Annotated in this window: 22 protein-coding genes; 14 read left to right on the forward strand and 8 right to left on the reverse strand. The window is 73.8% G+C overall.

Features of this window, described 5'->3' with window-relative positions; genetic code table 11:
- Window positions 1-17: 17 nt before the first annotated feature.
- Window positions 18-572 (forward strand): GlcG/HbpS family heme-binding protein, encoded by a 555-nt coding sequence (locus EBO15_RS06250; protein WP_122193342.1) that lies wholly within the window; start codon window positions 18-20, stop codon window positions 570-572.
- Window positions 573-634: 62 nt separating this feature from the next.
- On the opposite strand, the gene EBO15_RS44055 is transcribed toward EBO15_RS06250, so the two are convergent.
- The 4 genes from EBO15_RS44055 to EBO15_RS06270 form a co-directional block, all read right to left on the reverse strand.
- Window positions 635-2,317, reverse strand: coding sequence for a DUF2207 domain-containing protein (locus EBO15_RS44055; protein ID WP_158628142.1), 1,683 nt, complete (start codon window positions 2,315-2,317; stop codon window positions 635-637).
- Window positions 2,318-2,462: 145 nt separating this feature from the next.
- Entirely contained in the window at window positions 2,463-4,085 is a 1,623-nt protein-coding gene (locus EBO15_RS06260; RefSeq protein WP_122193343.1) for a phospholipase C, read from the reverse strand.
- 223 nt (window positions 4,086-4,308) lie between these two features.
- Entirely contained in the window at window positions 4,309-5,505 is a 1,197-nt protein-coding gene (locus EBO15_RS06265; RefSeq protein WP_122193344.1) for a Dyp-type peroxidase, read from the reverse strand.
- 72 nt (window positions 5,506-5,577) lie between these two features.
- Window positions 5,578-6,729, reverse strand: a complete 1,152-nt coding sequence (locus tag EBO15_RS06270; protein WP_122193345.1) for an EfeM/EfeO family lipoprotein — start codon at window positions 6,727-6,729, stop codon at window positions 5,578-5,580.
- Between the two features lie 471 nt (window positions 6,730-7,200).
- Between EBO15_RS06270 and EBO15_RS06275 the strand changes: the two genes are divergently transcribed.
- The 5 genes from EBO15_RS06275 to EBO15_RS06295 all read left to right on the forward strand — a co-directional run bounded on the left by EBO15_RS06275 (window position 7,201) and on the right by EBO15_RS06295 (window position 12,066).
- Window positions 7,201-9,321 carry a sensor histidine kinase gene (locus EBO15_RS06275; RefSeq protein WP_147481391.1) on the forward strand — a complete coding sequence of 707 codons (2,121 nt, stop codon included), beginning with the start codon at window positions 7,201-7,203 and terminating at the stop codon, window positions 9,319-9,321.
- 106 nt (window positions 9,322-9,427) lie between these two features.
- On the forward strand, window positions 9,428-9,832 hold the full coding sequence (locus tag EBO15_RS06280; RefSeq protein WP_122193347.1) for a roadblock/LC7 domain-containing protein: 405 nt from the start codon (window positions 9,428-9,430) through the stop codon (window positions 9,830-9,832).
- On the forward strand, window positions 9,829-10,182 hold the full coding sequence (locus EBO15_RS06285; RefSeq protein ID WP_122193348.1) for a DUF742 domain-containing protein: 354 nt from the start codon (window positions 9,829-9,831) through the stop codon (window positions 10,180-10,182). Before EBO15_RS06280 ends, EBO15_RS06285 begins: the two co-directional genes overlap by 4 nt.
- Window positions 10,163-10,792 (forward strand): GTP-binding protein, encoded by a 630-nt coding sequence (locus EBO15_RS06290; RefSeq protein ID WP_122193349.1) that lies wholly within the window; start codon window positions 10,163-10,165, stop codon window positions 10,790-10,792. The genes EBO15_RS06285 and EBO15_RS06290 overlap by 20 nt, the downstream gene beginning before the upstream one ends.
- Complete coding sequence (locus EBO15_RS06295) at window positions 10,789-12,066, forward strand: cytochrome P450 (protein ID WP_122193350.1); 1,278 nt, start codon at window positions 10,789-10,791, stop codon at window positions 12,064-12,066. The genes EBO15_RS06290 and EBO15_RS06295 overlap by 4 nt, the downstream gene beginning before the upstream one ends.
- A 44-nt stretch (window positions 12,067-12,110) precedes the next feature.
- Here EBO15_RS06295 and EBO15_RS06300 read toward each other — a convergent pair whose 3' ends face one another.
- Window positions 12,111-13,322 carry a cytochrome P450 gene (locus EBO15_RS06300; RefSeq protein ID WP_122193351.1) on the reverse strand — a complete coding sequence of 404 codons (1,212 nt, stop codon included), beginning with the start codon at window positions 13,320-13,322 and terminating at the stop codon, window positions 12,111-12,113.
- Window positions 13,323-13,590: 268 nt separating this feature from the next.
- Here EBO15_RS06300 and EBO15_RS45135 point away from each other — a divergent pair, with 268 nt between their 5' ends.
- From EBO15_RS45135 to EBO15_RS06310, 3 genes are all read left to right on the forward strand, one after another.
- Entirely contained in the window at window positions 13,591-13,734 is a 144-nt protein-coding gene (locus EBO15_RS45135; RefSeq protein WP_199744359.1) for a hypothetical protein, read from the forward strand.
- A gap of 191 nt (window positions 13,735-13,925) precedes the next feature.
- Window positions 13,926-15,395: a membrane-associated oxidoreductase gene (locus tag EBO15_RS45810; RefSeq protein ID WP_122193452.1), complete on the forward strand. Its 1,470-nt coding sequence runs from the start codon at window positions 13,926-13,928 to the stop codon at window positions 15,393-15,395.
- Window positions 15,396-15,572: 177 nt separating this feature from the next.
- Window positions 15,573-17,195 carry a hypothetical protein gene (locus EBO15_RS06310; protein WP_147481392.1) on the forward strand — a complete coding sequence of 541 codons (1,623 nt, stop codon included), beginning with the start codon at window positions 15,573-15,575 and terminating at the stop codon, window positions 17,193-17,195.
- Here the strand turns inward: EBO15_RS06310 and EBO15_RS06315 are convergent.
- Complete coding sequence (locus EBO15_RS06315; protein ID WP_122193353.1) at window positions 17,182-19,335, reverse strand: hypothetical protein; 2,154 nt, start codon at window positions 19,333-19,335, stop codon at window positions 17,182-17,184. The genes EBO15_RS06310 and EBO15_RS06315 overlap by 14 nt on opposite strands.
- Window positions 19,336-19,473: 138 nt before the next feature.
- Between EBO15_RS06315 and EBO15_RS06320 the strand changes: the two genes are divergently transcribed.
- From EBO15_RS06320 to EBO15_RS06335, 4 genes are all read left to right on the forward strand, one after another.
- Window positions 19,474-19,890: a hypothetical protein gene (locus EBO15_RS06320; RefSeq protein WP_122193354.1), complete on the forward strand. Its 417-nt coding sequence runs from the start codon at window positions 19,474-19,476 to the stop codon at window positions 19,888-19,890.
- A 204-nt stretch (window positions 19,891-20,094) separates the two neighbouring features.
- Entirely contained in the window at window positions 20,095-21,084 is a 990-nt protein-coding gene (locus EBO15_RS06325) for a hypothetical protein (RefSeq protein WP_147481393.1), read from the forward strand.
- Window positions 21,081-22,007: an ABC transporter ATP-binding protein gene (locus EBO15_RS06330; RefSeq protein ID WP_122193356.1), complete on the forward strand. Its 927-nt coding sequence runs from the start codon at window positions 21,081-21,083 to the stop codon at window positions 22,005-22,007. The genes EBO15_RS06325 and EBO15_RS06330 overlap by 4 nt, the downstream gene beginning before the upstream one ends.
- A complete protein-coding gene (locus EBO15_RS06335; RefSeq protein WP_122193357.1) occupies window positions 22,004-22,834 on the forward strand; it encodes an ABC transporter permease in 831 nt (276 codons plus the stop codon). The genes EBO15_RS06330 and EBO15_RS06335 overlap by 4 nt, the downstream gene beginning before the upstream one ends.
- 41 nt (window positions 22,835-22,875) lie before the next feature.
- Here EBO15_RS06335 and EBO15_RS06340 read toward each other — a convergent pair whose 3' ends face one another.
- On the reverse strand, window positions 22,876-23,703 hold the full coding sequence (locus EBO15_RS06340) for an esterase/lipase family protein (RefSeq protein WP_122193358.1): 828 nt from the start codon (window positions 23,701-23,703) through the stop codon (window positions 22,876-22,878).
- A 142-nt stretch (window positions 23,704-23,845) separates the two neighbouring features.
- Here EBO15_RS06340 and EBO15_RS06345 point away from each other — a divergent pair, with 142 nt between their 5' ends.
- Window positions 23,846-24,823 (forward strand): quinone oxidoreductase family protein, encoded by a 978-nt coding sequence (locus EBO15_RS06345; protein WP_122193359.1) that lies wholly within the window; start codon window positions 23,846-23,848, stop codon window positions 24,821-24,823.
- 26 nt (window positions 24,824-24,849) lie between these two features.
- On the opposite strand, the gene EBO15_RS06350 is transcribed toward EBO15_RS06345, so the two are convergent.
- On the reverse strand, window positions 24,850-25,248 hold the full coding sequence (locus EBO15_RS06350) for a VOC family protein (protein ID WP_122193360.1): 399 nt from the start codon (window positions 25,246-25,248) through the stop codon (window positions 24,850-24,852).
- Window positions 25,249-25,301 lie beyond the last annotated feature (53 nt).

The raw sequence follows: 25,301 nt of genomic DNA on the forward strand, positions 1-25,301 counted from the left end.
CGGAAAGGACCACCAGCATGAAGAACATCAAGACCCTGGTCGGCATGACGGCGGGCGTGGCCCTGGTGGGCGGCGCCGTGGCGATGGGCGCGGCGACCGCGAACGCCGCCCCGGCCGCCCCCGCCGCGCCCGCCGCCGCGAAGGGCGCCCAGGCCGTCGCCCAGACCCGCGTCCTCACCGCGGACGCCGCGATGAAGGCCGCCGACGCCGCGCAGAAGGAGGCCGCCAGGCAGCACCAGCGCGTCGCCGTCGTGATCGTGGACCGGTCCGGCGACCTCAAGCTGGTCGTCAAGGGCGACGGCGCGGGCCCGCAGACCGTCGAGTCCGCCAAGCGCAAGGCCTACACCGCCGTCGCGTGGGGCCAGCCGACCTCCAAGCTGACCCAGAACGCCACCGGCAACGGCCCCTCGGTGAAGGACATCCCGGGGACGCTGTTCCTCGCGGGCGGTGTCCCGGTCGCGTCCGGCGGCTCCCCGATCGCGGGCATCGGCGTCGGCGGCGCCCCGCAGGGCTCGATCGACGAGTCCATCGCGCAGGCCGGCCTCGACGCCATCGCGAACCAGCTCGGCTGACCCCTTCAGCGAACCGGCCCGAGGCATCCGTGCCACGGGCCGGTTCGCTGTTTCCGGGGCGTCTACCAGGAGTGGCCGCCTCCGCCGCCGTCCCCGCCGTGGCCGCCTCCCCCGTGGCCGCCACCGCCGAACCCGCCGCTGTCGCCGTACCCGTGGCCGTGGGCGAACCGGCCACCGGACGAACGGCGCACCCCGGACGACGAGCGCGGACGCACGCGGGCGGGCGCCACGTACGGCCTTCCCTTGCCCGCGAACATCGTGAGAAGGGCGGTGAAACGGGCCTGGGCCTTGGCCGGGCCACCGGTGTAGGAGTACCAGGACGGCAGCGTGCCGTCCGGCGCGTGGCTCTCGTGGAACGCGTTCGTCCACGCGCTCTGCTCGGTCGCGGCGATGTACGGAAGGTCGGCTTCGGCGTCGTCCTCGTCGCGCCTGTCCCACAGCGCGAGGACGAAGCGCTGGTAGGTGACGCTCAGGTCCTGGCCCTTCCGCGTGACGCTGCTCCTCGGACGGAGGCGGCCGAACGCGGCGGCGAGGACGACCAGTGCCGCGCCGATCGCCGTCACGTCGCCGATGCCGCCGTCCGCCCAGAGCCCTGCGAGGGTCACGACGAGTCCGGCGACTCCCGCGATCCAGGACGCGGGGAGCAGCGCGCGTCCGACGCGGTCCATCCAGGCGCGGTGGTAGGGGCGTCCGCGGAGGCGGCTCGCCGCGATGATCTGGTCCTCGACCGGCTTCAGCCACGTCCGCGTGGACGGCCCGGCCTCGGCCGTGTCCCCATCCGTGAAGAGGGACTCCAGGAAGGCCCGCTCATAGTCGCTCTGGACCGGATCGGTGGCGCCGGGGACGCGGGTGAGCGTGATCCGCCGTCCGTTGTCGGCGACGCGCACATGCCCCCGCGCGGCCAGGTCGAGCGCGACGACGGCGAGCGGATCCCACGGCTCCACGCCGTTCGGGATGCCGCCGACCTCGGCGGGCGGCACGTCGGCGCGGGTCATCCATGAGGGGAGCCGCTTGCGCCGCCACTGGTCGTACCATCGCAGCCCGACCCCGCAGAGCACGAACAACACCGCCACACCCAGCGCCACCAGCCCCGGGGTGCCGACCTTCAGCACGGACCCGCCGGAACGCTGGTTCCGCACCGCCCCGGACGGGAACTTCGCCTTGATGGTGAGGCCCTGCCCCGCGCTCAGGTTCTGCCCGAACGCCGCGTTCCCGCCCCCGGTGTTCCAGACGCCCTTGCACGGGCTGGTCGCATGCGCCGTTCGCGCCTCGCAGGCAAGCGACCGGAACGCGGCCGGTCCCTTGAGCACGACCGTCGCCACATCGATCGGGACGGGCCATTCGGTGCCGATCGCGTTCCAGTCCAGCGTGTCCGACGCCACGACGTGCCGGACGTCGTAGTCGATCGCGTAGTGCCGCAGCCCGGTCACCGCCGTCGCCGCGTCCCCGATCCGGACGTCCAGCTCGTGCTTCTTCTTCGTGATCTGGCTGACCGCGGGCGCGTCGGTGCTGGAGACCCGCACGTCACCGATCGCCACCCGGTCCGTGGGGATGTCCCGCTCGATGCCATGCCGCCCGGACGCGTCACCGAAGTCGTACCCGATGTCCTCGTGGACGCGCAGCAGCCCGTCCGCCCCGAGTTCCAAGGTGACCGCGTACGAACGGATGTGCTCCGGGGACGACGGGGTCGCGGCCACGGCCGCGGCCGGCAGGGAAACGCCGAGGACGACCGAAGCGGCGGCCACGGCACGGAGGGAGAACCAGCGCATACCCCTTGGAACTACCAGACGGGAAGGCCCTTCCGAAAGGCGACCGCCCCCGGCGTCCGGGGAGGCGGACGGCGGGGGCGGACGGCGAGGGCGGCGTTTCGTGGCCGCTGGGAGCGATGGGTCAGGCGCGGGCGCCCGTGGCCGGGTCGAGGATCAGCCTTCCGGCCTTCGGGTGGCGGAAGTCGAACAGGCCGTTCAGGCCCGCCGACCGCGTGTCGAAGGAGTGGTCGCCGATGCGGCCGAGCTTCCAGTTGTCCTCGATGAAGCGGAGCACCGAGGTCTGCTCGCTGTAGCCGTGGTCGACGTGGTTGACCTTGCTGAACGGCGAGATGACCAGCAGCGGGAGGCGCTGGGAGGGTCCGCAGCGGTCCTGGTACCCGCCGGCGACGGCGGCCTTGCCGCACACCGTGGAGGAGTCGGCGGCGGAGTCGGTGGAGCCGTTCAGGACGCGCGGCTTCTGGTGGTCGTACCAGCCGTCGGAGTCGTCATAGGCGACGACGATCGCGGTGTCCTTCCAGAACTTCGACTTCTGGACGGCGTTGATGTACTTCACCAGGAACTTCTGCTCGTCCAGCGGGTCGGAGTAGCCCGCGTGGCCGTCCTGGTAGGCGCCGGCCTTGACGAAGCTGACCGCGGGCAGGTTGCCCGCCTTGAGCGTGGCGTCGAAGTCGGTGAGGTCGTACTGGTGGTTCGCCTGGTCCTGGTGGCCGATCTTGGCGACCGAGGTCGGCGGCAGGTGCTTCTCGTTCGCCGTCGACTTGTAGTACTGGAACGGCTCGTGGTGCGGGATGTAGTCGGTGGACGCGATGCCGCCGACGTTCGGGTGGCTCGCGTCGCAGGCCGCGTAGGAGCCGTTCTTGCCGGTCGGCTTGAACCCGCCCTGGAACCAGCCCCAGGTGACCTTCTTCCTGTTCAGCAGGTCGCCGACGTTGGGGCCGGTGAGCACGCCCAGGTTGTTGGCCGCGGTGTGGTTCTTGGCCGAGCAGTCGTCGAACGCGGGCTGCGGGTCGTTGATCATCGTCCCGACGCCGTTCTTGTCCGGGGACTGGACGACGTAGGGGTCGGTGACCTTCGCATGGGTCTTGCTGTCCACGGCGTAGATGCCGTGGGTCTGCCCGGAGACCAGGTTGACGGCACCCGGCGAGGACGGGCCGAAGACCGTGTCCCACGAGTTGTCGCTCATGGAGTAGTGCTGCGCGTAGTTCCACAGCGCGGTGACGGTGTTGCCGTCGTAATAGTCCATGACCAGGCCGGGCTCACCGAAGATGACCGGCTGACCTGTGCACTTGTCCTTCTCGGTGGACTGGACGAACTTGTCCATCCGCCCGCCGTCGAGCGCCTTCTGCTCACTGCCGTAGGTGTGGTCCTGGTCGCAGGTGAGCGCCTGCTTCGGCGTCAGCCGCTTGGGGTTGTACTGGTTCGGGTTGTGCGTGAGCAGGTTCTTCGTCAGGCCGTTCACGCGCGGCGTCTTCTTCGCCGCCTTGAACCTCGTGCCGTCGGTGTTCGCGGCCTTCGGGTAGGTGCCGAAGTAGTGGTCGAACGAGTTGTTCTCGTCGAACAGCACGACCACGTGCTTGACGGGCGTCGCGGTGTGGGCCCGGGACGCGTCGGTGAACGTCTCGGCCGCCGCCAGGGACGTGCCGTGCACCGAGGTCGTGCCGCAGGCCGCGGCGGCGGCGAGCGCGATCGCGCCCGCGGCGACCGCGGTGGCGGTGCGCCGCCTGGTCCAGTTGCCGGGGGTCATTCTTCCTCCTGAACGGGTCACGGCCGCCGACCTTTGCAGGGGAGGGTCGGAACCGGTCGCCGGATTTGATCTCCGGGCCGTACCCAACCAGCGCGGGGCGACGAACTCAAGGGCCCCAGGTAACGCGAAGGTGACCGGCGGAAAGCGAGAAGGCGATCAGAGGAGAAAGGTTAGCGGACGGTTAATTAGGCAAGCGTTCTACTCATCCTTTCCGGCGCGGCGGTCAGGCCAGCAGAGCGCGGCCGAGAAAGTCCCGGTCATCGCGCGCTCCGGGAAGGACGAGGAAGTATCCGCCGCCGAACGGGCGGACGTAGTCGACGAGGGGCTCGTCTTTCAGCCGATGCTGGACGGCCTCGAACTGCGACGCGATGTCGCGCTGGTAGCAGGTGAAGACGAGGCCCATGTCGAGGTCGCCCACCGCGTCCACTCCGCGGTCGTAGTTGAAGCCGCGGCGCAGGATCCGGCTTCCCTCCGTCTGCGCGGTGCGCGGGTTCGCGAGCCGGATGTGGCTGGTCAGCGGGATGATCTTGCCGATGGGGTCGGCGGCGAACCTCGGCGGGTCGAACTCGCCGTCGCCGTCCAGGGGAGCGCCGGTGTCGCGGGCGCGGCCGATGATCTGCTCCTGCTCGGTGATGCCGACGCGGTCCCAGAACTCGACCAGCATCCGGATCAGCCGGACGACCAGGAACGTGCCGCCGTCGGCGTTCCAGACGAGGCGCCCGAGGTCGGCGGGCGCGGGGTTGGCGGTGCCGTCGCGGAAGCCGAGCAGGTTGCGCGGCGTGCCGGACGGGCGCGGCGGGCTGACGAACCCGTCCATCCGCCAGCGGATCTGCGCCGCGCCGCGGGTGTGCCGGGCGATGTCGCGCAGCGCGTGGACGACCGTGTCCTCGTCGCGCGCGGACAGCTGGAGGCTGAGGTCGCCGTGGCACCACGCCGGGTCGAGCGCGTCGTTCGGGAAGGTCGGCATCGTGGTCAGCCCCGCCGGACGCCGGGACGCGAGCCCGAACCGCCCGTCGAACAGCGACGCCCCGACACCCGCGGTGACCAGCAGTCTCCCGCCCGGGACGTCCGGTCCGAGCACGCCGGAGTCGGCGGGCGGCGCGGTGATGCCCGCGCCGTCCGGGACGCCCCCGGCGGTGAGGACGCGCGCCCGGTCGGTGATCGCCCGCATCAGGTCGGCCAGCTCGCGCCGGTTCTCCGCGATCACGTCGAACGCGACGACGGACGTCCGGGGCAGCGGCGCCTCCTCGACGCCCGCCTGGTGGACGCCGTGGAACCCGCGCAGCGGCCGCTCCGCGTCCCCCGCCTCGGACGCGGCGGCTCCGGACACGGACGCGGCGGCTCCGGAGACGGAGGCGGTGGCGACGCCGCCCACCCCGGCGGCGAACGCCCCGCGCAGAAACGATCGGCGATCGGTCACGTCACCCTCCTGGGCGCACTGCGGACGGCACGGTGGAACGCGATGGGACACGGTGGGACACGATGCGAAGGGTCATGACGTGCGGCGGGGCGCGAGGATCTCGGCGACCGGGGCCAGCAGTTCGAGCGCCTGCCCGGTCGTGCCGTCCAGGCGGCGGCGCTCGGACGCGGACAGCTCCGACAGCGCCGTGCGCCCCTTGAGCCGCGCGTCCAGGCGCGCGAGCCAGGCGTCCGTCTCGGGCAGCGCCGCGTAGCGCGACCGCAGGACGGGACGCAGCGCGTCGAGCACCAGCCGCGTCCCCTCGACGTTCGCCGCCGCCGTCGCCAGCGAGGTGCCGCTGCCCTGGTCGGCCTCGCCGGTCAGCTCGAAGCGCAGCGTCCCCTCAAGGATCTCGTGCGCGCGCAGGGGGAGGTCGGCCGGGTCGATGCGCTGCTGCGGCAGATCGGCGCGCAGGTCGCGGACGTCCTTGTCGAGCCGGTCGGCGACGCGTCCGAGCGAGGACGTGTCCTCGCCGTGCCACAGCCCGTACTCGAGCCGGTGGAAGCCCGTCCAGCCCGGGTCGTGGACGCCGCCGGGCAGCCCCTCCGGACGCCCGTTGATCTTGCCGTCGAAGTCGCCGAACGTCCCGTACGCGGCGCCCAGGCGTTCGTAGGCGAGATGCGCGGGCAGCCACGCGCGGCGCGCCTCGCCGGCGTCGCCGGACGCGACGGCCGACCGGAGCGCGTCCGTGAGCCCGGCGAGCCGCCCGACGCCCGCGGTCACCTTCGTCCAGTACGCCGACACGGCGCCCGCGAGGTCGCTCGTGCTCACCGCCGGGACGGCCGGACCGCCCGGCCCGCCGCCCGTGATCCGCACGAACGTCCCGGTGCGCGGGTCGCCCGCGCTGTCGTCCGAGCAGCGCAGCGCGTACTCGCCCGCGCCGAGCGTCACCCGCATCGGCCGCGTCACCCCCGGGCCGAGCCCCTCGAGTTCGGCGTGCACGGCGCCCGCCCGGTCCACGAGCCTGACCTCGGCGATCGCGTTCCCGGTGTTCCGGACGAGCAGCGTCTGCGCGCCCGGACGGGCGTGGGTCCAGCCGGTCCCGCAGCGTCCGATCGACGCCTCCAGGACCGTCGCGGACGCGTGCGTCCCGCCGCCGGACAGCAGGCCCTCGCCACCCGCCACGGCCGCCGCGACCACGGCGGCGGCCATGGCCGCACCGGCCCACGGCACCCACGGTCGCATCGGGACACTCCATCGACGAGCGGACGAACGCGCACACTCTAGTCCCCGTCCTTATCGCCGGAAGCGCCCGGTTCGCGGCGGTCCGCGGCACCGGCCTCCCGCAGGTGAACACCCGTGGAACCGCCGGTGAACACCGTGCGCGGAGAGGCCCGGCCCCCCGGTCACACGCGCCGTCCGGGCCTGGACGGCGCGTGCGACCAGCGTGTGACCAGGGGGCCGGGGCGCAGGGGGTGAGTTCGCGTGGCGGACCGTGATCATCTAACGTCAGGGCCCATGGCGTGCGCGGTCTTTTTCGCGAATATCCGGTGTCGCGCGGACGGGGTGCTGCATCCTACGGAATGTGTCCGAACGCTCGACGCGCCGTTGCGGCGGGCCGGTCGCACGCGTCCCGTGACGTCGTCGACGCGCGCCGCCGTGAACCGGTTCGCGCGCACGCCGTCCGCCTGACCCCGCCCCCCGAGGACCCGATCCATGTCAGCACCCGTCCCCGCTGGTCGCAGGGGTGACCACGCCCCGCTGGAACGCGCCCTCGCGGTGTGGCTCGTCGCCGTCGTCGTGTTCGGCGCGGCCTGGCTGTACGGCGTCTTCAAGGCCGGGGACGAGCTCCGGCCGCTCGTCGCGTGGGCGGGCGGCGCGGCCGCGCTGACACTCTGCGCGACGATCGCCGTCGCCGCCTACTACGCCGCGCTCGCCGCCCGCGTCCGCGAGAGCGTCCGGTCCGAGACGGGCGGCGCGGCGTCCCTGGAACGGCAGATCGCCGAGGTCGCCGACTCCACGCTGCCCGCGCTGCTGCACCGGGTCGGCTCCGGCGCGCCCGCCGACACCGCGCTCGGCGAGATCCTGCCGCCCGCGGACCCGGCGCTGCGCCGCGTCCTGCAGATCACCGCGCTCGACGCCGCCGCCCGGCAGCGCGAGGCCGCGAGCGCGCTGGCCGTCGTCGACGGCCTCGACCGGGAGGTCGACCGGCTCGTCGGCGAGGCCATGCCGGTGATCGTCGAGCGCATCCGCCGGGACCGCGCCGGACCCGAGACCCTGCTGCCCGAGGTCGGCGAGCCCGAGTCCCCGCAGCTGCGCCGCCTGCTCGCCCGCGTCGTCGACGACCTCGCCACCGGGGAACGCGGCAGCGCCGCCGCGATGATGTCCTGCGCGAACGCCGCCGCCCGCATCCAGGCCGCCTGCACCCGCCTCCTCGGCGACCTGCGCGACCTCGAGCACCGCTACGGCGACGACCCGGTCTTCCACGACCTGCTCGACATCGACCACGAGGTGTCCCAGGCCGGGCGCATCGCCGACTCCATCGCGCTGCTCGCGGGCGGGCGCTCCGGCCGCCGCTGGACCAAGCCGATCGTCATGGAGTCGATCCTGCGCGGCGCGATGGGACGCATCCACGACTACCGCCGCGTCAAGCTGCACTTCACCACGACGTCGGCGATCGCGGGCTACGCCGCCGAGGGCGTCATGCACTGCCTCGCCGAGCTCATGGACAACGCCGCGTCCTTCTCCGCCGCCAACACCGACGTGCACGTGTACGTCGAGGAGGAGGACGCCGGGATCGTCGTCACCATCGAGGACAGCGGCCTCGGCATGCGGCAGCGCGAACGCGCCCGCGCCGAGCGCCTGGTGAACGAGCCGTCCGACCTGACCGCGCTGCCCGGCACCCGCCTCGGCCTCGCCGTCGTCGGCCGCCTCGCCGCCAAGCACGCCCTGCGGATCAGCTTCCGCCCGTCCTCGCGCGGCGGCACCGCCGCCATCGTCCTGGTCCCCCGCCAGCTGGTCACCCAGCCCCGCCAGGACCTCCTCCCGCCCGAGCTGCGCGAACCGTGGGACGGCTCGTCCCGCCCGCCCCTCGCGGGCACCGGACTTCCCACCGACCTCCCACGCGGGTTGGACACCGCCCCGGACACGCCCGAGGAGCTGCTGTCCGCGGCGTCCACCATGCCCCCACCCCCGGCCGAGCCGTCCCGCGCGCCGCTCCCCACCGCGCCGCTCCCCACCGCGCCGCTCTCCAGCGCGCCGCTCTCCACCGAGGCGAGCGAGGCGGACGACGCGTTCGACCTGCCGCAGCGCCGCCGCGGCGAGACCCTGCGCGCCTCCCCCGACCCGGTCATGGCCGAGGTCGGACGCGGCGACGGGCGCCCCGCCCCCGGCCAGCGGTTCGCCGCGTTCCGGTCGGCCACCGGCGGCCCCCGCACGGTCGCCCGCGACACCGGCGGCCTCCAGGCCCCCGAGCCCCCGACCCCCGCCCCGGCACCGGACGGCACCCCGCCGCACGACCAGCCGCACGACCTGCAGCACGACCAGCCGCACGACCAGCCGCACGACCAGGCGTCCACCCAGGTCACCGCTCCCCTCGACGAAGCACTCACGCACGACGCCGAGCCCTCCACCCACACCGAGTCCCCCACGCACGACGAATCCTCCGCGCACGACGAGACCGATGGCGGGTCCCCCGCGCACGGCGAGACGTCCGTGGAGGACGGCGCGCCGGTCGCGGAGGGGGGCGCCGATGGGCGGGCCTCGTCGGCGTCCGGTGGCGGGGCGTCCACCCCGCCGGACGCCCCGGCTCCGGAGCCGGACCGGGAGCGGTCGTGACCGTCCCCGCACCCCAGCGCCCGCACGGCGGACATCCCCGGGTCCGCCCGGCACAACAGATTGGAGGCAGGGGCGGACGTCCCGTGGCGTTCCCCCCGCGATCCCGATGAGTTCCGAAGAACGCGACCTGAGCTGGCTGCTCGACGGACTGCGCGACCGCACCCCCGGGGTGCGGCACGTGCTGGTGCTGTCCAAGGACGGGCTGAAGATCTGCTTCACCGGCGACCTGGACGTCGACCGGGCCGACCAGCTGTCCGCCGTCGCGGCGGGCGTGCAGAGCCTCTCGCTGAGCGCGTCCGCCGAGTTCGGCACCGGCCTCGGCGTGGGCCAGTCCATGCTGGAGTTCGCCGGCGGCCTGCTGCTGATCGTCCCGGCCGGGGAGGGCGCGCACCTGGCGGTCGTCGCCACCGAGGACGCCGACGTCGGCCTGGTCGGCCACTCCATGAACGAGCTGGTCGAGCAGATGGGCTCGTACCTGACCGCCCCGCCCCGGCACACGGCGCGGCGATGAGCGCCCGGCGGCACGAGCAGGAGGACCCGGACCGGTACTTCACCATCACCGGGGGACGCCGCGACGCGTCCCTCGACCTGGTGGCGCTCGTCGTCGCCGAGATCGGCCCGCTCCCCGGCATGTCGTCGGAGCAGGTGCGGATCCTGCGGCTCTGCCGCGACACCCCGGTCGCGGTCGTCGAGCTGTCGGCGCACCTGGCGCTGCCGGTCAGCGTGGTGCGGATCCTGCTGCGCGACATGCTGGCGGACGGCCGCATCACCGTCCGCCACCCGGTCTCGGCCCCCGAACCCGAGCAACTCCCCGACCTGGAAACCCTGAAGCAGGTGCTCGTTGGACTCCACAACCTCTGACCCGCCCGCCGCCCCGCCCCTGGCGGAGACCCCGCTGCGCGGCACCGCCTCCGACGGGCTGAAGATCGTCGTCGTGGGCGGGTTCGGCGTCGGCAAGACCACGATGGTCGGGTCGGTGAGCGAGATCCGCCCGCTGTCGACCGAGGAGCTGATGACGCGGGCGGGCGAGGGCATCGACGAGGCCGGCGCCGTCCCCGAGAAGACGACCACGACCGTGGCGTTCGACTTCGGCCGCATCACGCTCAACGACCGGCAGGTGCTGTACCTGTTCGGCGCTCCCGGGCAGCAGCGGTTCTGGTTCCTGTGGGACCAGCTGTTCTCCGGCAGCCTCGGCGCGGTCGTCCTGGTCGACACCCGCCGCATCGAGGACTCCTGGTACGCCATCGACCGGCTGGAGCACCACCGCATGCCGTTCGTGGTGGCGGTGAACCGGTTCGCCGAGCGCGGGCCGTCGCTGGCGAAGGTGCGCGCCGCGCTCGACCTGGACGGGCACGTCCCGCTCATCGAGTGCGACGCGCGGCTCCGCGAGTCCAGCAAGACCGTGCTGATCGAGCTCGTCCACCACCTGACCAGGCTGCACGACCTTCCCGCCGGAGAGGACGCGCGATGACCGACCCCGCCCCCGAGTCCGGCGTCCCGGCCGGTCCGGCGCCGGACGCCGCGGCGCGCCCGGAGCCCGTCCGGCTGTACGGGCCGACGATCGCCGACGACCCGGCCGAGCTGTACCGGTCGCTGCGCGAGCGGTACGGGCCGGTCGTGCCGATCCTGCTGGACGGCGACGTCCCGGCGTGGTTCGTCCTCGGCTACCGCGAGGTGCACCACGTCACGGCGAACCCGCAGCTGTTCGCGCGCGACTGCCGCCGCTGGAACGCCTGGGACATGATCCCGGAGGACTGGCCGCTGATGCCGTACGTGGGCTGGACGCCGTCCATCATGTTCGCCGAGGGCGCCGAGCACCAGCGCCGCGCGGGCGCGGTCGGCGACGCCCTGGACGCGTTCGACCGGACCGAGCTCGGCATGACGGTCGGCCAGGTCGCCGACCGGCTCGTCGACACGTTCGCCGGGTACGGGCACGCGGACCTGATCGAGCAGTACTCCCACCAGATCCCGCTGCACGTCGTCGCGCGCCTGTTCGGCCTCCCCGAGGCGGACATCCCGACCCTGGTCAAGGACGTCGCGGACTCCCTCGACGTCGACTCCGACCCGGTCGCCGCGCACCAGCGGATCCACGCGCGGATGGTGCGGCTGGTCGCCGACAAGCACCGCGAGCCCGGTTCGGACGTCCCGTCCCGGCTCCTCGCGCACCCGGCGGACCTCACCGACGACGAGGTCGTCATCGACCTGCTCATCGTCATGGCCGCCGCGCAGCAGCCGACCGGCAACTGGATCGGCAACGCCCTGCGCCTGATGCTGGTGGACGACAAGTTCTCCAACACCATGCAGGGCGGCCGCGGCAGCGCCTCCCACGCCCTCAACCAGGTGCTCTGGGAGGACACCCCGACGCAGAACTTCATCGGGCGCTGGGCCGTCCACGACTGCCAGCTCGGCGACCAGCGCGTCCGCCGCGGGGACCTGCTCGTCCTCGGCCTCGCGGCCGCCAACCGCGACCCCGGCGTCACGCCCCGCGAGTTCGGCGGCCCGGTCGCCAACCGCGCGCACATGTCGTTCGGCCACGGCGAGCACGGCTGCCCGTTCCCGGCCCCGGAACTGGCCGAGGTCATCGCGAAGACCGCCGTGGAGGTCCTGCTCGACCGCCTCCCGGACATGGAGCTCTCCGTCGCCCCGGAGGCCCTCGAATGGCGTCCGTCGGTCTGGATGCGCGGCCTCTACTCCCTCCCCGTGAAGTTCACCGCCACCACCGACCTCCCGCTCGACCTCCCCTGAACCCGGGGGCGCCCCTCCACTGACCGGTGCGCCCCCGGTTCGTCTCAGCGGGTGAAGACCAGGGGGAGCTCGGCGGGGCCTCGGGTGAAGAGGCCCTGTTCCGTGGGGGTGTGGCCGTCGGCGAGGCGGACGTCCGGCATGGCGTCCAGGAGCTGGTTCACGCCGACCTCGACCTCGGTCTTGGCGAGGAGCGCGCCGACGCAGAAGTGGCGGCCGAGCGCGAAGGCCAGGTGGTCGGCGGCGGCCGAGAAGGCGGTGTCCGCGGAGAGGTCGTCGCGGAAGATGTCGAACGCGTCCGGGTTCGCGTAGCGGTCCGGGTCGCGGTTGGCGGCGCCGATGAGGGCGGTGACGGTCCTGCCCGCCTCGATGGTGCCGCCGGCGATCTCGACGTCCTCGGACGGCTGGCGCATGATCATGTGGACGGGCGGGGTGAAGCGGAGCGTCTCGGCGAACGCGCGCGGGATCAGCGAGCGGTCCTCGCGGACGGCGTCCAGCTGCCCGGGGTGGGTGAGCAGGTTCGCGAAGACGGCGGAGATCGCCTTGTCGGTGGTCTCGCCGCCGGCGGCGAGCAGTAGCGAGACGAACGACTTGATGTCCTCGTCGCTCATGGCCGTGCCGTCGATCTCGGCGGCGCAGAGCGCGGACAGCAGGTCGTCGCCGGGGTTCGCGCGCCGCTCCCGGACGATCGGGATCATGTACTCGGCCAGCTCGACGCGGGTGCGCTCGCCCGCCGCGGCGACCTCGGGGTCCTGGGTGAGGTTGCCGAGGAACGCGATGATCGAGGTGTACCACCGGTGGAACCGGGCGTGGTCGGCGCGGTCCAGGCCGAGCATGTCGACGATGACGCGGACCGGGAAGTGCGTGGAGTACTGCGCGACGAGGTCGACGCGTCCGTCCCGGCGGAAGGCGTCGACGAGCTCGGCGGAGTTGCGCTCGATGACCGGCAGGAAGCGGGACTCGAGCTCGCTGCCCCGGAAGGCGGGGGCGACGAGGGCGCGGCGGACGGCGTGCTCACGCCCGCTGAGCTGGAGGATCGTCCGGCCGTGGACGGGTTCGAGCTGCCAGTCGTAGTTGGCCGTGGTGAACACCGGGTCCTTGAAGACGCGGGAGACGTCCTCGTAACGGGAGACGATGTAGCTCTGCATGGGCTCGTGCCACAGCAGCGGCGCCTTCTCCCGGTAGGCGGAGTAGGCGGCGTAGGGGTCGGCCGCGAACTCCGGCGACAGGATGTCGGGGACCTCCGGGGCGGTGGTCATGCTCGTCCTCGCTCACGTCGTCACTGTGGTCGGTAGCTGTCGGTCGGTCACTGTGGGTGGGTCGTCGGGGTCGAGCCTAGGGAGCGGCCTCCCGCCGGTCGATACCTAAATGATCAAGTTTGTCCGAACTCCCGGGGACCGCAGGTCTAGACCAAATTGCGGTATGGACGGGGTCATCCGCGAAAATCTGTTCGCTGTACTCACTTCCGTCCCACCGCCGGCGAACCACGCGGGCGGCGGACGGGACCATGGGAGGACGACGACAACGATGAGCTCCGCGCTGGCCAATCCCCGCCGCACCCGGCTCGACACCTGGCCGTCCCAGGGCCGCCAGGACCACGAGTCCGAGCAGACCGCCGCCCCTCTGGGCTCCGCGAAGCCCGCGTCGGACGAGGAGAAGTCCGCTTCCTGAAGCGGCCCCCGGGGCCCGTCCCGCGACGGACGGCCCCGGGGAACACGGCCGGCCCCCGGGAGTGCGCGGCCCCCTGAATCCCCTGCCGGACGGCACGGGGATTTTTCGCGTGCCCGGACCCTGGGGCACGGAACGGCGGTGTCCGGTAGGTCGTCCATGTCACCAAGGGGGTTCCTGTGGAAGGCGGCGGCGTGCGGCGGAGCGAGTTGTCCGGGGCGGAACGGCGGGTCTGGCAGGCGTTCGCGCTGGGCAGGGAGGTCGACTTCCGCGCCTCCCCGGACGAGGACGCGTCGTCCGGGGCCTCGTGGGGGCCGGAGCGGACCGTCCGGGCGCGGGTCCTGCGGGCCCTGCTGCTGGACGGCCCGGCACGGGACGGTGAGATCGCGGCGCTGCGCGTGAGCGGCGCCCGGATCACCGGGCGGCTGAACCTGCGGTACGCGACCGTCGAGCACGCGATCCGGCTGTGGGGATGCCACTTCGACGACGTCCCGAACCTGTACGGCGGGCACTTCCGGCAGGTGAACCTGAGCCGGTCGTTCCTGCCGGGGCTGGAGGCGGCGACGATCCGGGTGTCCGGCGTCCTGCGGATCACCGACGCGGTCGTCCCGGGTCCGATCGAGCTCGGCGGCGCGAACATCGGCGGCGTCCTGTTCATGGAACGCGCGCGGCTCGGGACGCCGGGGAGCACGGCCGGCAAGAGCGCCCTGCATCTCAACCACGCGACGCTCACCGACGACGTGTGGGCTCCCGGCCTCCAGGTGCACGGCCGGTTCAGGCTGGTCGGGGCGCGGATCGGCGGGTCGCTGAACCTGGAGGAGGCCGTCCTGACCCGTCCGGGACACACCGTCCTGGACGCCACGATGGCGACGGTCGCGGGCGACGTCCGGGGCAGGCTGCTGCGCGCGGACGGGCGGGTCAACCTGCGCGGCGCGACCATCGGCGGGCAGCTCAACCTCACGCGCTCGCGGCTGTCGAACCCGGGCGACGTCGCGCTGCGGGCCAGCGGCTGCGACATCGGCGAGGTCTGGTTCAAGGACGCCGAGCCGGTCGTCGGGGAGGTGAGCCTGCGCCGCTCGTCCCTGCGGTTGCTGAACATCCCGCCGCGGGTGTGGCCGGAGAAGGTGAGCCTGGACGGGCTGAGCTACGCCGCGCTGACGCCGCGGCTGCCCGCGCTCGCCCGCATCGAGGTGTTCCAGCGGGACCGGGACGGGTACGTGCCGCACTCGTACGAGCAGCTCGCGGCGTTCTACCGGCGGATCGGGGACGAGAAGGCCGCCCGGAACGTCCAGATCGCGAAGCAGCGGCACTACCGGCGGACGCTGCCCTGGTACGGCCGCGCCTGGGGGTACCTCCAGGACTGGACGATCGGGTACGGGTACCGTCCGCTGCGCGCGGCGGCGTGGCTGGCCGCGCTGTGGGCGGTCGGCGCGACGGTGTTCGCGCTGCACCATCCGCCGCCGCTGAAGGCGGACGAGCATCCGCCGTTCAACGCGTTCGCCTACGCGCTGGACCTGCTGCTGCCGATCATCAGCCTCGGCCAGGAGGACCGGTTCGCGCCGCACGGCGGGTACCAGTGGCTCGCGTACGGGCTGATCCTGGCCGGGTGGACGCTGGCGTCCACGACGGTCGCGGGGGTGAGCCGGGCGCTGAACCGCCAGTAAACTCCGCACAGTTCGACGAACCATGCCCTTCCCGGCGTCCTCCCCGTCCTCCGGAAGAACCGTGCCTATCCTGAGAAGCGGCCGACCTCGCGACCTCGCGACCTCGCGACCTCGCGACCTCGCGAGGATTAGGAGCGCTCGGGCCCTCTGACCTGCGGTGCGACGGTTCCCGTGGCCGTGGGCGCTGACGAGGTCGCCTCGCGGTGGGATCCAGGCGAGCGCGGGCGCTGGGGGACCTGGCCCGGGGAGCGGCTCGTCCTCGCGGTCGGGCGCACCTACACCTCGGCCGTCCGGCTGCTGGACGCGCTGGCGGTGTTCCGCGGCGATCCCCGTGTGGACGTGCTGTTCGCGTTCGACGACGGCACCGCGTTCTTCGACGGCGCCGAGGAGCTGGTGCGCGCGGCGGGCTGGCGGCGCGTCCCGTGGGCGGACGCCGGGGACCTCGCCTGCGACCTGGTCCTGACCGCGAGCGAGAACGTCGATCTGTCCCGGTTCCGCGCGGACGTCCCGGTGGTCGTCCTGCCGCACGGGATCGGCTTCCACAAGATCGTCCCGGACACGGCGGGCGGCACGCGCGTCTCCGGGGTCGTCCCGGACCGGTACCTGCGCGGACGTGACGTGTCCCTCGTGACCTCGCACGACGCGCAGGCCGAGGCCCTGCAGGACGCCCATCCGGACGCGGCGGACCGGTGCGTGACCGTCGGTGACGCGGCGTTCGACCGGATGCGGGCGAGCCTGCCGCTGCGCGAGTACTACCGCGCCGCGCTCGGGGTCGCGGAGGGGCGGCGGCTGCTCGTCGTGACGTCCACGTGGGCGGCGGACTCGCTGCTCGGCCGCGTCCCGGACCTGCCCGCCCGGCTGCTCGGCGCGCTCCCGGCGGACGAGTACGCGGTCGCGGTCGTGACGCATCCGAACATCGCGAGCCGGCACGGCCCGGCGAAGGTCGGCCAGGTCCTCGCGGACGCGTCGGACGCCGGGCTGGTCCGGATCCCGCCGCGCGCCGGATGGCAGGCGTCGCTGGTCGCGTCCGACCTGGTCGTGGGCGACCACGGCTCGGTCACGCTGTACGGCGCGGCGCTCGACCGTCCGGTGCTGCTCGGGCCGCCGGGGCCGACGACGGCCGTCCCGGGCACGCCGCCGGACGAGCTGTCCCGCCGCGCGCCGCGCCTGGACGTCCGGCTCCCGCTGCTGCCGCAGATCGAGAAGGCGCTGGCCGGCGGCCCGGTCTCCGGGATCGCGGCGGACGTCTTCGATCACCGGGGACAAGCTGCCGAGGCGCTGCGCGCGCTGCTGTACTCACGCCTCGGTCTTGATCCTCCGGAGTTTCCGGCGGCGGTGCGCGCCTTCGAGGATCCGGTTCCGGAACCGGTCGTCCGGCCGCGTTCCTTCCACGTGCACACGCGGCCGACCGCGCCCGGGCGCATCGCGCTGTGGCGTTTCCCGATCGGCGTTCCGCAGGGGCCGCCGCCCGTCCCGGACGCCTTCCACCACCGCTCGGTCGCCGAGGACGAACGCGACCGCGCCTCGTTCTGGAACGCGTCGGTGCTGGTCAGGCGGCTGCCGGGGGACGCGTCCTGGGTCCGGGGGCGGCTGGCGGACGACGCCCGGCTGCTCGCCGCGACGGTGACGGCGGAGGGCGGCTGCATGGTCGGCCACCGCGACGGCCGTCTTCTTCACGTCGCCGGGACGGACGATCCGACGCTCGCGGCGGCGGCCGTCTACACGTGCGTCCGCGCGGGCGCTCCCTTGGAGGGAAGATTCGTCTTGCCGACAGGTGAGGTGACCGTCACCCTTCGGTAAGGCGCCGCGCGATGTCGTCGGCCCGGGGGTCGCCCGCGTCCCGGTAGATCGCGAGCGCCCGCCGCAGGTGCTCGCGCGCGGCGTCCGGATCGTCCGCGAGGCCGGCCAGCAGCAGCCTCGCCTCGGCCTCGTAGTGGACACCGTCCAGCGCGGCGGCGGCCTCTTCGAGCAACCCGATCGCCGTCGCGGCGTCGCCGCCGTCGGCGTGCAGCCCCCCGAGCGCGATCAGCACGCGCGAGGCCATCCGCGTGTCGCCGATCGACCGGAAGTGCGCGAGCGCCGCGTCCAGCTCACCGGCGGCCTGACGACGGAGCCCGTCCGACTCCACGGTGGACTTCCCGTCGGCGAGGGCGTGAAGGGTCCGGCCTCGGAAGTAGCGGACGAGGGCGACGCCGCGCCACTCCCCCGCCTCCCGGTTCAGGGCGTACGAGCGGTCGTAGGCGTCCAGCGCGGCCTGCGGATCGGTGAGGTCGAGCAGCCTGCCCCGGAACTCCCACGCCGACGCGAGCAGGATCCGCGCCCGCGCGGAATCGGCCGACCCGGGGTGTCCCTCGGCGTCGCGCAGGGCCTGGTCGGCGAGCCGGATCGCGGTGTCCAGTTCCTCGGCCGCCCGGGCGTGGTCGCCCAGGTCGGTGTGGGCGCGCGAGACCAGCGAGCGCAGGCGCGCCTCGGCGAGGACGGCGCCGGACTCGCGCGCCGACCGCGCGCCGAGACCGCTGGTCGCGGCCCAGTCCGCGAGGTGCCGGTGGTTGAGGTAGTAGCCGGTCAGGACCTCGGCGAGCTGCCAGGTCTCGGTGTGCCAGCCCCGCTCGCGCGCGGCCCCGACGACCGCGACCAGCCCGGCGCGTTCGGCGTCCAGCCAGGCCAGCGCCTTTCGCTTGGCCTCCTTCGGGTCGTCCTCCTTCGGGCCGTCCGCGCGGAACGGGTCGGCGCGCGAGGCGAGGAGGTCGCGAAGGTCGGCGACGCGCGTCCGGGTCCCCATGAGGACGTGGTCGGCGAACGCCGCCGTCGCCAGGTGATGGCGGACGAGTTCGTGGACGGCGGTTTCGCGCTGCTCCGGTGTTTCCTCCTCGTGCGCGCGCTCGCGCGCGTGGACGCGGACCAGGTCGTGGAAGGCGTAGCGCCCACCGGCACGTCGTTCCAGCAGGGAGGCGGCCGCGAGAGCCGTGAGGCCGCGCCGTGCGGCGTCCACGTCGAGGGACGCCGCGACGGCGGCGGTGCCGGCGGCGAAGTCGGGGCCGGGGATCAGCGCGAGCCGCCGGTACAGGAGGCGGACGGGGTCGGGGAGGTTGTCGTAGACCGTGGTGAAAGCGGCGGACACTAGCGGTTCCTCCCCCAGGGACAGCGCCGGCAACCGGCGGCCCTCGTCGGCCAGTTCGGCGACCAGATCGTCCACCGTCCGGTCGTGCAGGGCCGCGATCTGCGCGGCGACCACACGGAGCGCGAGGGGCAGCCCACCGCACAGCGCCACGATCCGCGTGGCGGGCGGGCCGTCCGGGGCGAGGCCGCAGAGCGCGGTCAGCAGGTCGAGGGCGTCCTCGTCGGCGAGCCGCCCGAGGTCGACCGAGCGCGCGCCGTCCAGGCGGAGTTCGCCCAGGTCGGCGCCCGGCGCCGGGGTGACCAGGACGAGGCTGCCGGGCGCGGACGGCTTGAGCCGCCGCACCAGCGCGGGATCGGCGGCGTTCTCGACGATGGCGAGCGTCGCGCGGCCCGCCGAGCGCGTGCGGAGCTGCCCGACGCGTCCGGGGATCGTCGACGGCATCCACCGCGAGGTCAGGCCGTAGCCGGTGAGGTACTCGCCCAGCAGGACGAACGGGTCGGCGTCCGCGCCGTGGTCGGCGGCGTCCACGTACAGGTTGCCGCCGGGGAAGCGGTCGCGCGTCCGGAACGCGAAGCGGCGGACGAGCGCGCGCCGTCCGACGCCGGGCGGTCCGGTGACGACGGCCGTGCGCGGCTGCGCCGTCGCGTCGCTGGCGAAGTCGAGGAGCTCCTCCAGGGCGTCCGAGCGGTCGACGAACAGGTCGGCCGGGCCGGGCGCCTGCCAGGGGGTGTCCCAGTCCGGCCGCGCCTCGTTGAAGGTGCCGATCTGGATGACCTTCTGCGCGTCCCCGGTGAAGGTGTTGTCGCCGCCTTCGCGCACGCGAGCCCCTTTCCCGCAAGGGTTTCCGACCGCTCCGCCGGAAACGTACACCGATTCGCGTCCGGGCGGGGACGGGCATGATGGAGTCGGTGCGCCGTCGTCCTGACGGCCCTTCGAACCCGGCCCGGGGAGCTCCTGATGGATCCGATCACGATCGCCGTTCTGACCGCCGCGACGGGGAAGGCCGTCGAGATGGCGGGCGACCCCGTGCGGAACGGGACCAGGCAGCTGTACGCCCTGATCCGGGGCCGGTTCAAGGACGACGAGGAGCTCGCGAAGGCCGAGGAGGCACCGGAGGGGCCGGAGAAGGCGCGGGCCCTTTCGGGCGTGATCCGGCGCGCGGCCGAGGCCGACCCCGAGGTGCGCCGGGAGGCCGAGGCCCTGGAGGCGCTGATCCGGCAGGCGGCGGAGGCGAACCAGGAGCTCTGGCGCGAGCTGGAGACGCTGCGCGCCGCCGTCCAGGCGCAGCCGCGGGCGTCGTACTCCAACAACTTCTACGGGTCGGCGCAGAAGGTCGTCCAGATCAACAACAACAGCGGGAGCCTCGACCTCTGATCCTGGCGGGGAACGACAGCACGCCTGGGACGAACTGACGCAAATCAGGATGGGCCGCGTACGCTCGCTGACGTGAGCGTGGTCCGTCGCGCGACCCGGTGTCGCTGGGCTGTGGTGGTGGCGTTCGTGGCATTGCTCTGTGCCACGCCGATCGTGCTCTCCGCCTTACCCGCGTCGTCCTCGGGGTTGAAACCGGCGGAGCTGGTGCGGCGCGTACTCGGGTCCGGAGCGCGCGCGCACGAGGGGCTCATAGAGGTCACCGGCTCGCTCGGCCTTCCCGACCTTCCCGGCTTGGACGAGGCGACCGGCCCACTGCACGGCACGTCCCGCATGCGTTCCTGGTACGACGGGACGCGCCGCTGGCGGCTCGCCGAACTGTCCACGACCGGCGAGCGCGACTACCTGTCCAACGGCGACAGCTTCGACATCTGGGATTACGAGCAGAACCAGTACACGCGCATCGCCGGGCATCCCGCCGTGCGACTGCCCAACGCGACCGACTTGACACCGCCCGCGCTGGCGCGCCGCCTGCTGAAGCTCGTGCGCGCGCAGGACAAGCTGACCACCCTGAAGCCGCGCCGTGTCGCCGGACGGTCGGCCGACGGCCTCCGCGTCACCGCCGCCGACCCGGACACGACGGTCGGCGCGGTGGACGTGTGGAGCGACCCGTCCACGGGCGTGCCGCTGGAGGTGCGCGTGGTGTCGCGCGGGACGGCGCGTCCGGCGCTGACCACGCGGTTCCTGGAGTTCGCGCCGAAGCGCCCGGCCGCGAAGGACGTCGCGCCGCGTCCGGCGCGCGGCCTCCCGCGCGGCACGGTCGACGCGCCCGACCTGCTGTCCCGGCTGGTCACGTTCACGAACCTGCGGCTGCCGGACCGGCTCACCGGACGCGAGGCCCTCCCCGGGACGGCGTCCGTCGCGAGCATCCGGGGGTACGCGGGCGGGTTCGGATCGCTCGCGGTCGCGCCGCTGCCGCCCCGGTACGGGCAGCAGCTGGTGGGCGCGGCGCAGGAGGCGGGCGCGGCGCTCACCCCGCTGCGGCCGCCGCGCGGACGCGGCGGCGAGTACCTCATGCTGACCACGCCGCTGCTGAACGCGATGCTCTTCCACTCCGACGCCGGGCCGACGTTCCTGCTGGTCGGGGCCGTCCGGCCCGAGGTTCTGACGGCCGCCGCCGGGGAGCTCGCGTCATGATCGCGACGCGGGGGCTGACCAAGCGGTACGGGCGCGTCGTGGCCGTCCGGGACGTGGACCTCGCGGTCGGCGAGGGCGACCGGTACGGGCTGCTCGGGCCGAACGGGTCGGGCAAGACGACGCTGGTCCGGATGCTGCTCGGGCTGGTGTTCGCGACGTCCGGGGAGATCGAGGTGATGGGCCGGCCGATCCCGCGCCGCACCGGCGAGGTGCTGCCGCGCGTGGGCGCGATGGTCGAGGGGCCGGGCGCGTACGGGCACCTGTCCGGGCGCGCGAACCTGGCGCTGCTCGACGCGTCCGGGCCGGGACGCGGGTCCCGGCGGACGCGCCGCCGCCGCGTCGGTGAGGCCCTCGAACGGGTCGGGCTCGGCGGTGTGGACGACCGTCCGGTCAAGGCGTACTCGCTCGGCATGCGGCAGCGGCTCGGCCTCGCCGCCGCGCTCCTGCACGACCCGGCGCTGCTGATCCTGGACGAGCCGACCAACGGCCTGGACCCGCGCGGCATCCGCGAGATCCGCGACCTGCTGCGCGCGCTGAACGACGACGGCACGACGATCCTGCTGTGCAGCCACCTGCTCGGCGAGGTCGAGGAGCTGTGCACGCGCGTCGGCGTGATGGACCGGGGACGGCTCGTCCTCCAGCGGGACATGGCCGACCTGCGCGCGCCGACCGGGCTGGTCGAGGTCCGCACCCCGGACGCGGCGCGCGCCGCCGTCCTGCTGGACGGCCTCGTCGAGCACCGCGACGGCGACCGGCTGCTGGTCAAGGCCCCGGACGCCGCAGAGCTGAACACGCGGCTCGTCGCGGACGGGATGCGGGTCGCCGAGATCCGCCCGCAGCGGCGGACGCTGGAGGAGGTCGTCCTGTCCCTGACCGGAGCGAGCGCCGACCGTTTCGACCGTCCGGCCGGGGAGGGCGCGTGATCCGGACCGAGCTGGTGAAGATGCTGCGGCGGCCCCGGACGTGGGTGTCGCTGCTCCTGCTGTGCGGGCTGCCCGGGCTCGTCGCGGCGTTCCTCGGCGTCACGAAGGTCGCGCCGCCCGCCGGGCAGGGCCCCGCGTTCCTGGCGGCCGTCCTGTCGAACGGGACGCTGTACCCGGCGGCGGCGCTCGCGATGGTGCTGCCGCTGTTCCTGCCCGTGTCGGTCGCGGTCGTCGGCGGGGACGCGGTCGCGGGCGAGGCGGGCTCGGGGATGCTGCGCTACCTGCTGCTCCGTCCCGTCGGACGGACGCGGCTGCTGGTCGCCAAGCTCGCCGCGCTCACCGGGTTCGTCCTGGTCGCGGTGGTCGCGGTGACGGTCAGCTCGTACGCGGTCGGGATCGCGGTGTTCGGCGCGAAGCCCGCCTCGGCGGTGACCGGCGCGAGCCTGGTGACCTCGATGTCCGGGACGGGCCTGACCACGCCGCAGGTGCTGCTGCGGCTGGCGTGCGCGATGCTCTACGTCGGGGTGTCGATGCTCGGCGTCGGCGCGATCGCGCTGTTCCTGTCCACGGTGACGGACTCGCCGCTCGGCGCGGCCCTCGGCGCGCTCGCCGCCCTGGTGACCAGCCAGATCCTCGTGTCGCTGGACGCGGCGGCGTCCGTCCACCCCTACCTGCCCACGCGGTACTGGCTCGCCTGGATCGACTTCTTCCGCGCCCCGGTCCTCTGGCACGACATCGGGCGCGGCCTCGCGCTCCAGGCCGTCTACGTGGCGGTGTTCCTCGCCGCCGCCTGGGCCAACTTCGCCACCCGCGACATCACCGCCTGACCGCGCGCGTCACGATCCGGGCGCGTCACGATCCGGGCGCTTCACGATCCGGGCGCGCGGAGGGACGCGCAGTCGGACGGCGCGGGGGCCGTCATCGGGTCGCCGCCGAGCGCGCGCAGGACGATGCCGTCCACGAGCGGGTCGGACGGCAGGTCGTCGTGACCGGCGGCGGCGTCCGGGCAGACCTGCTGGAGGACGACGTTGACCGCGCCGTCCAGGCGGGCGGACCCGGGCGGCGTGACGACCTGGTCGCGAGTCGTCCACACCGACATCCACTCGGGCCGGTCGCCGACGCGGTGGCCCAGCTTGCGCAGCAGCGCGCTGCCCGGGACGAGCTGCTGGCACGCGACCGGGCACGCGCCGGGCGACAGCGCCGCGCCCGCCGCCGAGACGTCCGCGCCCTGGTGCGGGGAGCCGAGCGTGACGATCCGCCGGGCCTTGTGCGCGCCGTCGTGGTCGCGCGCCCACAGCCGCGTGACGACGCCGCCCGCCGAGTAGCCGACGACGTCCACCGAGGGCGCGCCGCCGCGCAGCAGGGCGTTCACCTTCTTGTCCAGCACGCTCGCCTGTTTCCGCAGGTCACCGGTGCCGTCGCCGGGCGGGACGACGATCGCGGTGCGGCGTCCCAGGCGTTCGAGGCGCATCGCGAGGGCGGCCAGGCCGTCCGTCCCGCCGCCGTAGCCGGGCACGAGCACGACCGGGCCGGGCGCGGACTGGTCGGCGGCGGGCCCGGCGTGCCGCACGGCGCGGGCGAGCGTGAGCCGTCCGGCGACGACCAGGACGACCACGACGGCGAGCGCCGTCATCCCGCCGACGTACCAGCGCCGCCGCGGGCTGAGGCCCCCCAGCCACCACACATAGGCACACATACCCACCCAGGACCGCGCTTCACTCCCGGACGGGAGCTTCGTGGGATCGTGGAACGTTGATCATTCCGATCGGAATGACCAGCCTTCGCCGCGGGTTTGCCCGGTGAAGGGACACAACGGCGCGAGAACTGGGGAGTGGCACATGGAATCGACGGCGATCGTGATCCGCGAGCAGGGCGGACCCGAGGTCCTGCGGCCCGAGCGGGTGGACGTGCCGTCCGAGGCCGGACCGGGTGAGGCGATCGTCGAGACCGCCTACGCCGGGGTCAACTTCCTCGACATCTACCAGCGCGAGGGCCGCTACCCCATGGAGCTGCCGTACGTGCCCGGCAGCGAGGGCTCCGGACGCGTCGTCGCCGTCGGCGAGGGCGTCACCGAGGTCGAGCCCGGCGACCGCGTCGCCTGGGAGAGCGTCCCCGGCTCGTACGCGCGGCACCTGGTCGCCCCGGCCGCGCGCCTGCTGCCCGTCCCGGACGGCGTGGACGACGCGCAGGCCGCGGCCCTCCCCCTCCAGGGCCTGACCGCCCACTACCTCGCGACCGACTCGCACCCGATCCGCAAGGGGGAGACCGTCCTGATCCACGCCGGGGCGGGCGGCACCGGGCTCGTCCTGACGCAGGTCGCGAAGATCCTCGGCGCGACCGTCATCACCACGGTCTCGACCGACGAGAAGGCGGAGATCTCCCGCGAGGCGGGCGCCGACCACGTCCTGGTCGGCTACGACGGGTTCGACGGCCGCGTCCGCGACCTGACCGGCGGGCTCGGCGTCCACGCCGTCTACGACGGGGTCGGGCAGAGCACCTTCGACCGCTCGCTCGCGTCCCTGCGCCGGCGGGGCACGTTCGTCCTGTTCGGCGGGGCGAGCGGGCCCGTCCCGCCGGTCGACCCGATGCGCCTCGCCGCCGCGGGCTCGGTCAAGCTCACCCGTCCCACCCTCAACGACTTCGTCGCCGACCCGGACGAGCTCCGCTTCCGCTACCGCGACCTGCTCGACTGGGCGTTCCTGGGACAGCTGAAGATCCGCGTCCACGCCGAGTACGCGCTCGAGGACGCCGCGCAGGCCCACCGCGACCTCGCCGGACGCGGCACCATCGGCAAGCTCCTGATCCGCACGAACTGACGCCTCGGCCGGGGCGGGCGGGTCGCCTACCCGTCCGCCTCCCCGAGCAGGTCCCAGCGGTTCCCGGCGATGTCGAGGAACACCGCGACCCGCCCGTACGGCTCGTCCCGCGGCTCCGACACGAACCGCACCCCCGCCGCGACCATCCGCTCGTACGCCGCGTCGAAGTCGTCCACCCACTGGAAGAACCCGACCCGCCCGGCGGCCTGGTCCCCGACCACGGCCTTCTGCCGCTCCCCGTCCGCGCGCGCGAGCAGCAGCCCCGTCCCGCCGCCCGGCGGACGGACCACCACCCACCGCTTCGGCCGCCCGTCGTTCGTGAGCGCCGGAGTGTCCTCCACCAGTTCGAACCCGAGCACCCCGGTGAAGAACTCGATCGCCGGGTCGTACTCGTCGACCACCAGCGCCACAAGATCAATCCGCATCCCCCGATCGTAAATCCGTTGCCCACGCCTCCCCCCGCCAGGTCTCATACCGG

This window comes from Actinomadura harenae, from assembly GCF_003696215.1.
GTDB lineage: Bacteria > Actinomycetota > Actinomycetes > Streptosporangiales > Streptosporangiaceae > Spirillospora > Spirillospora harenae.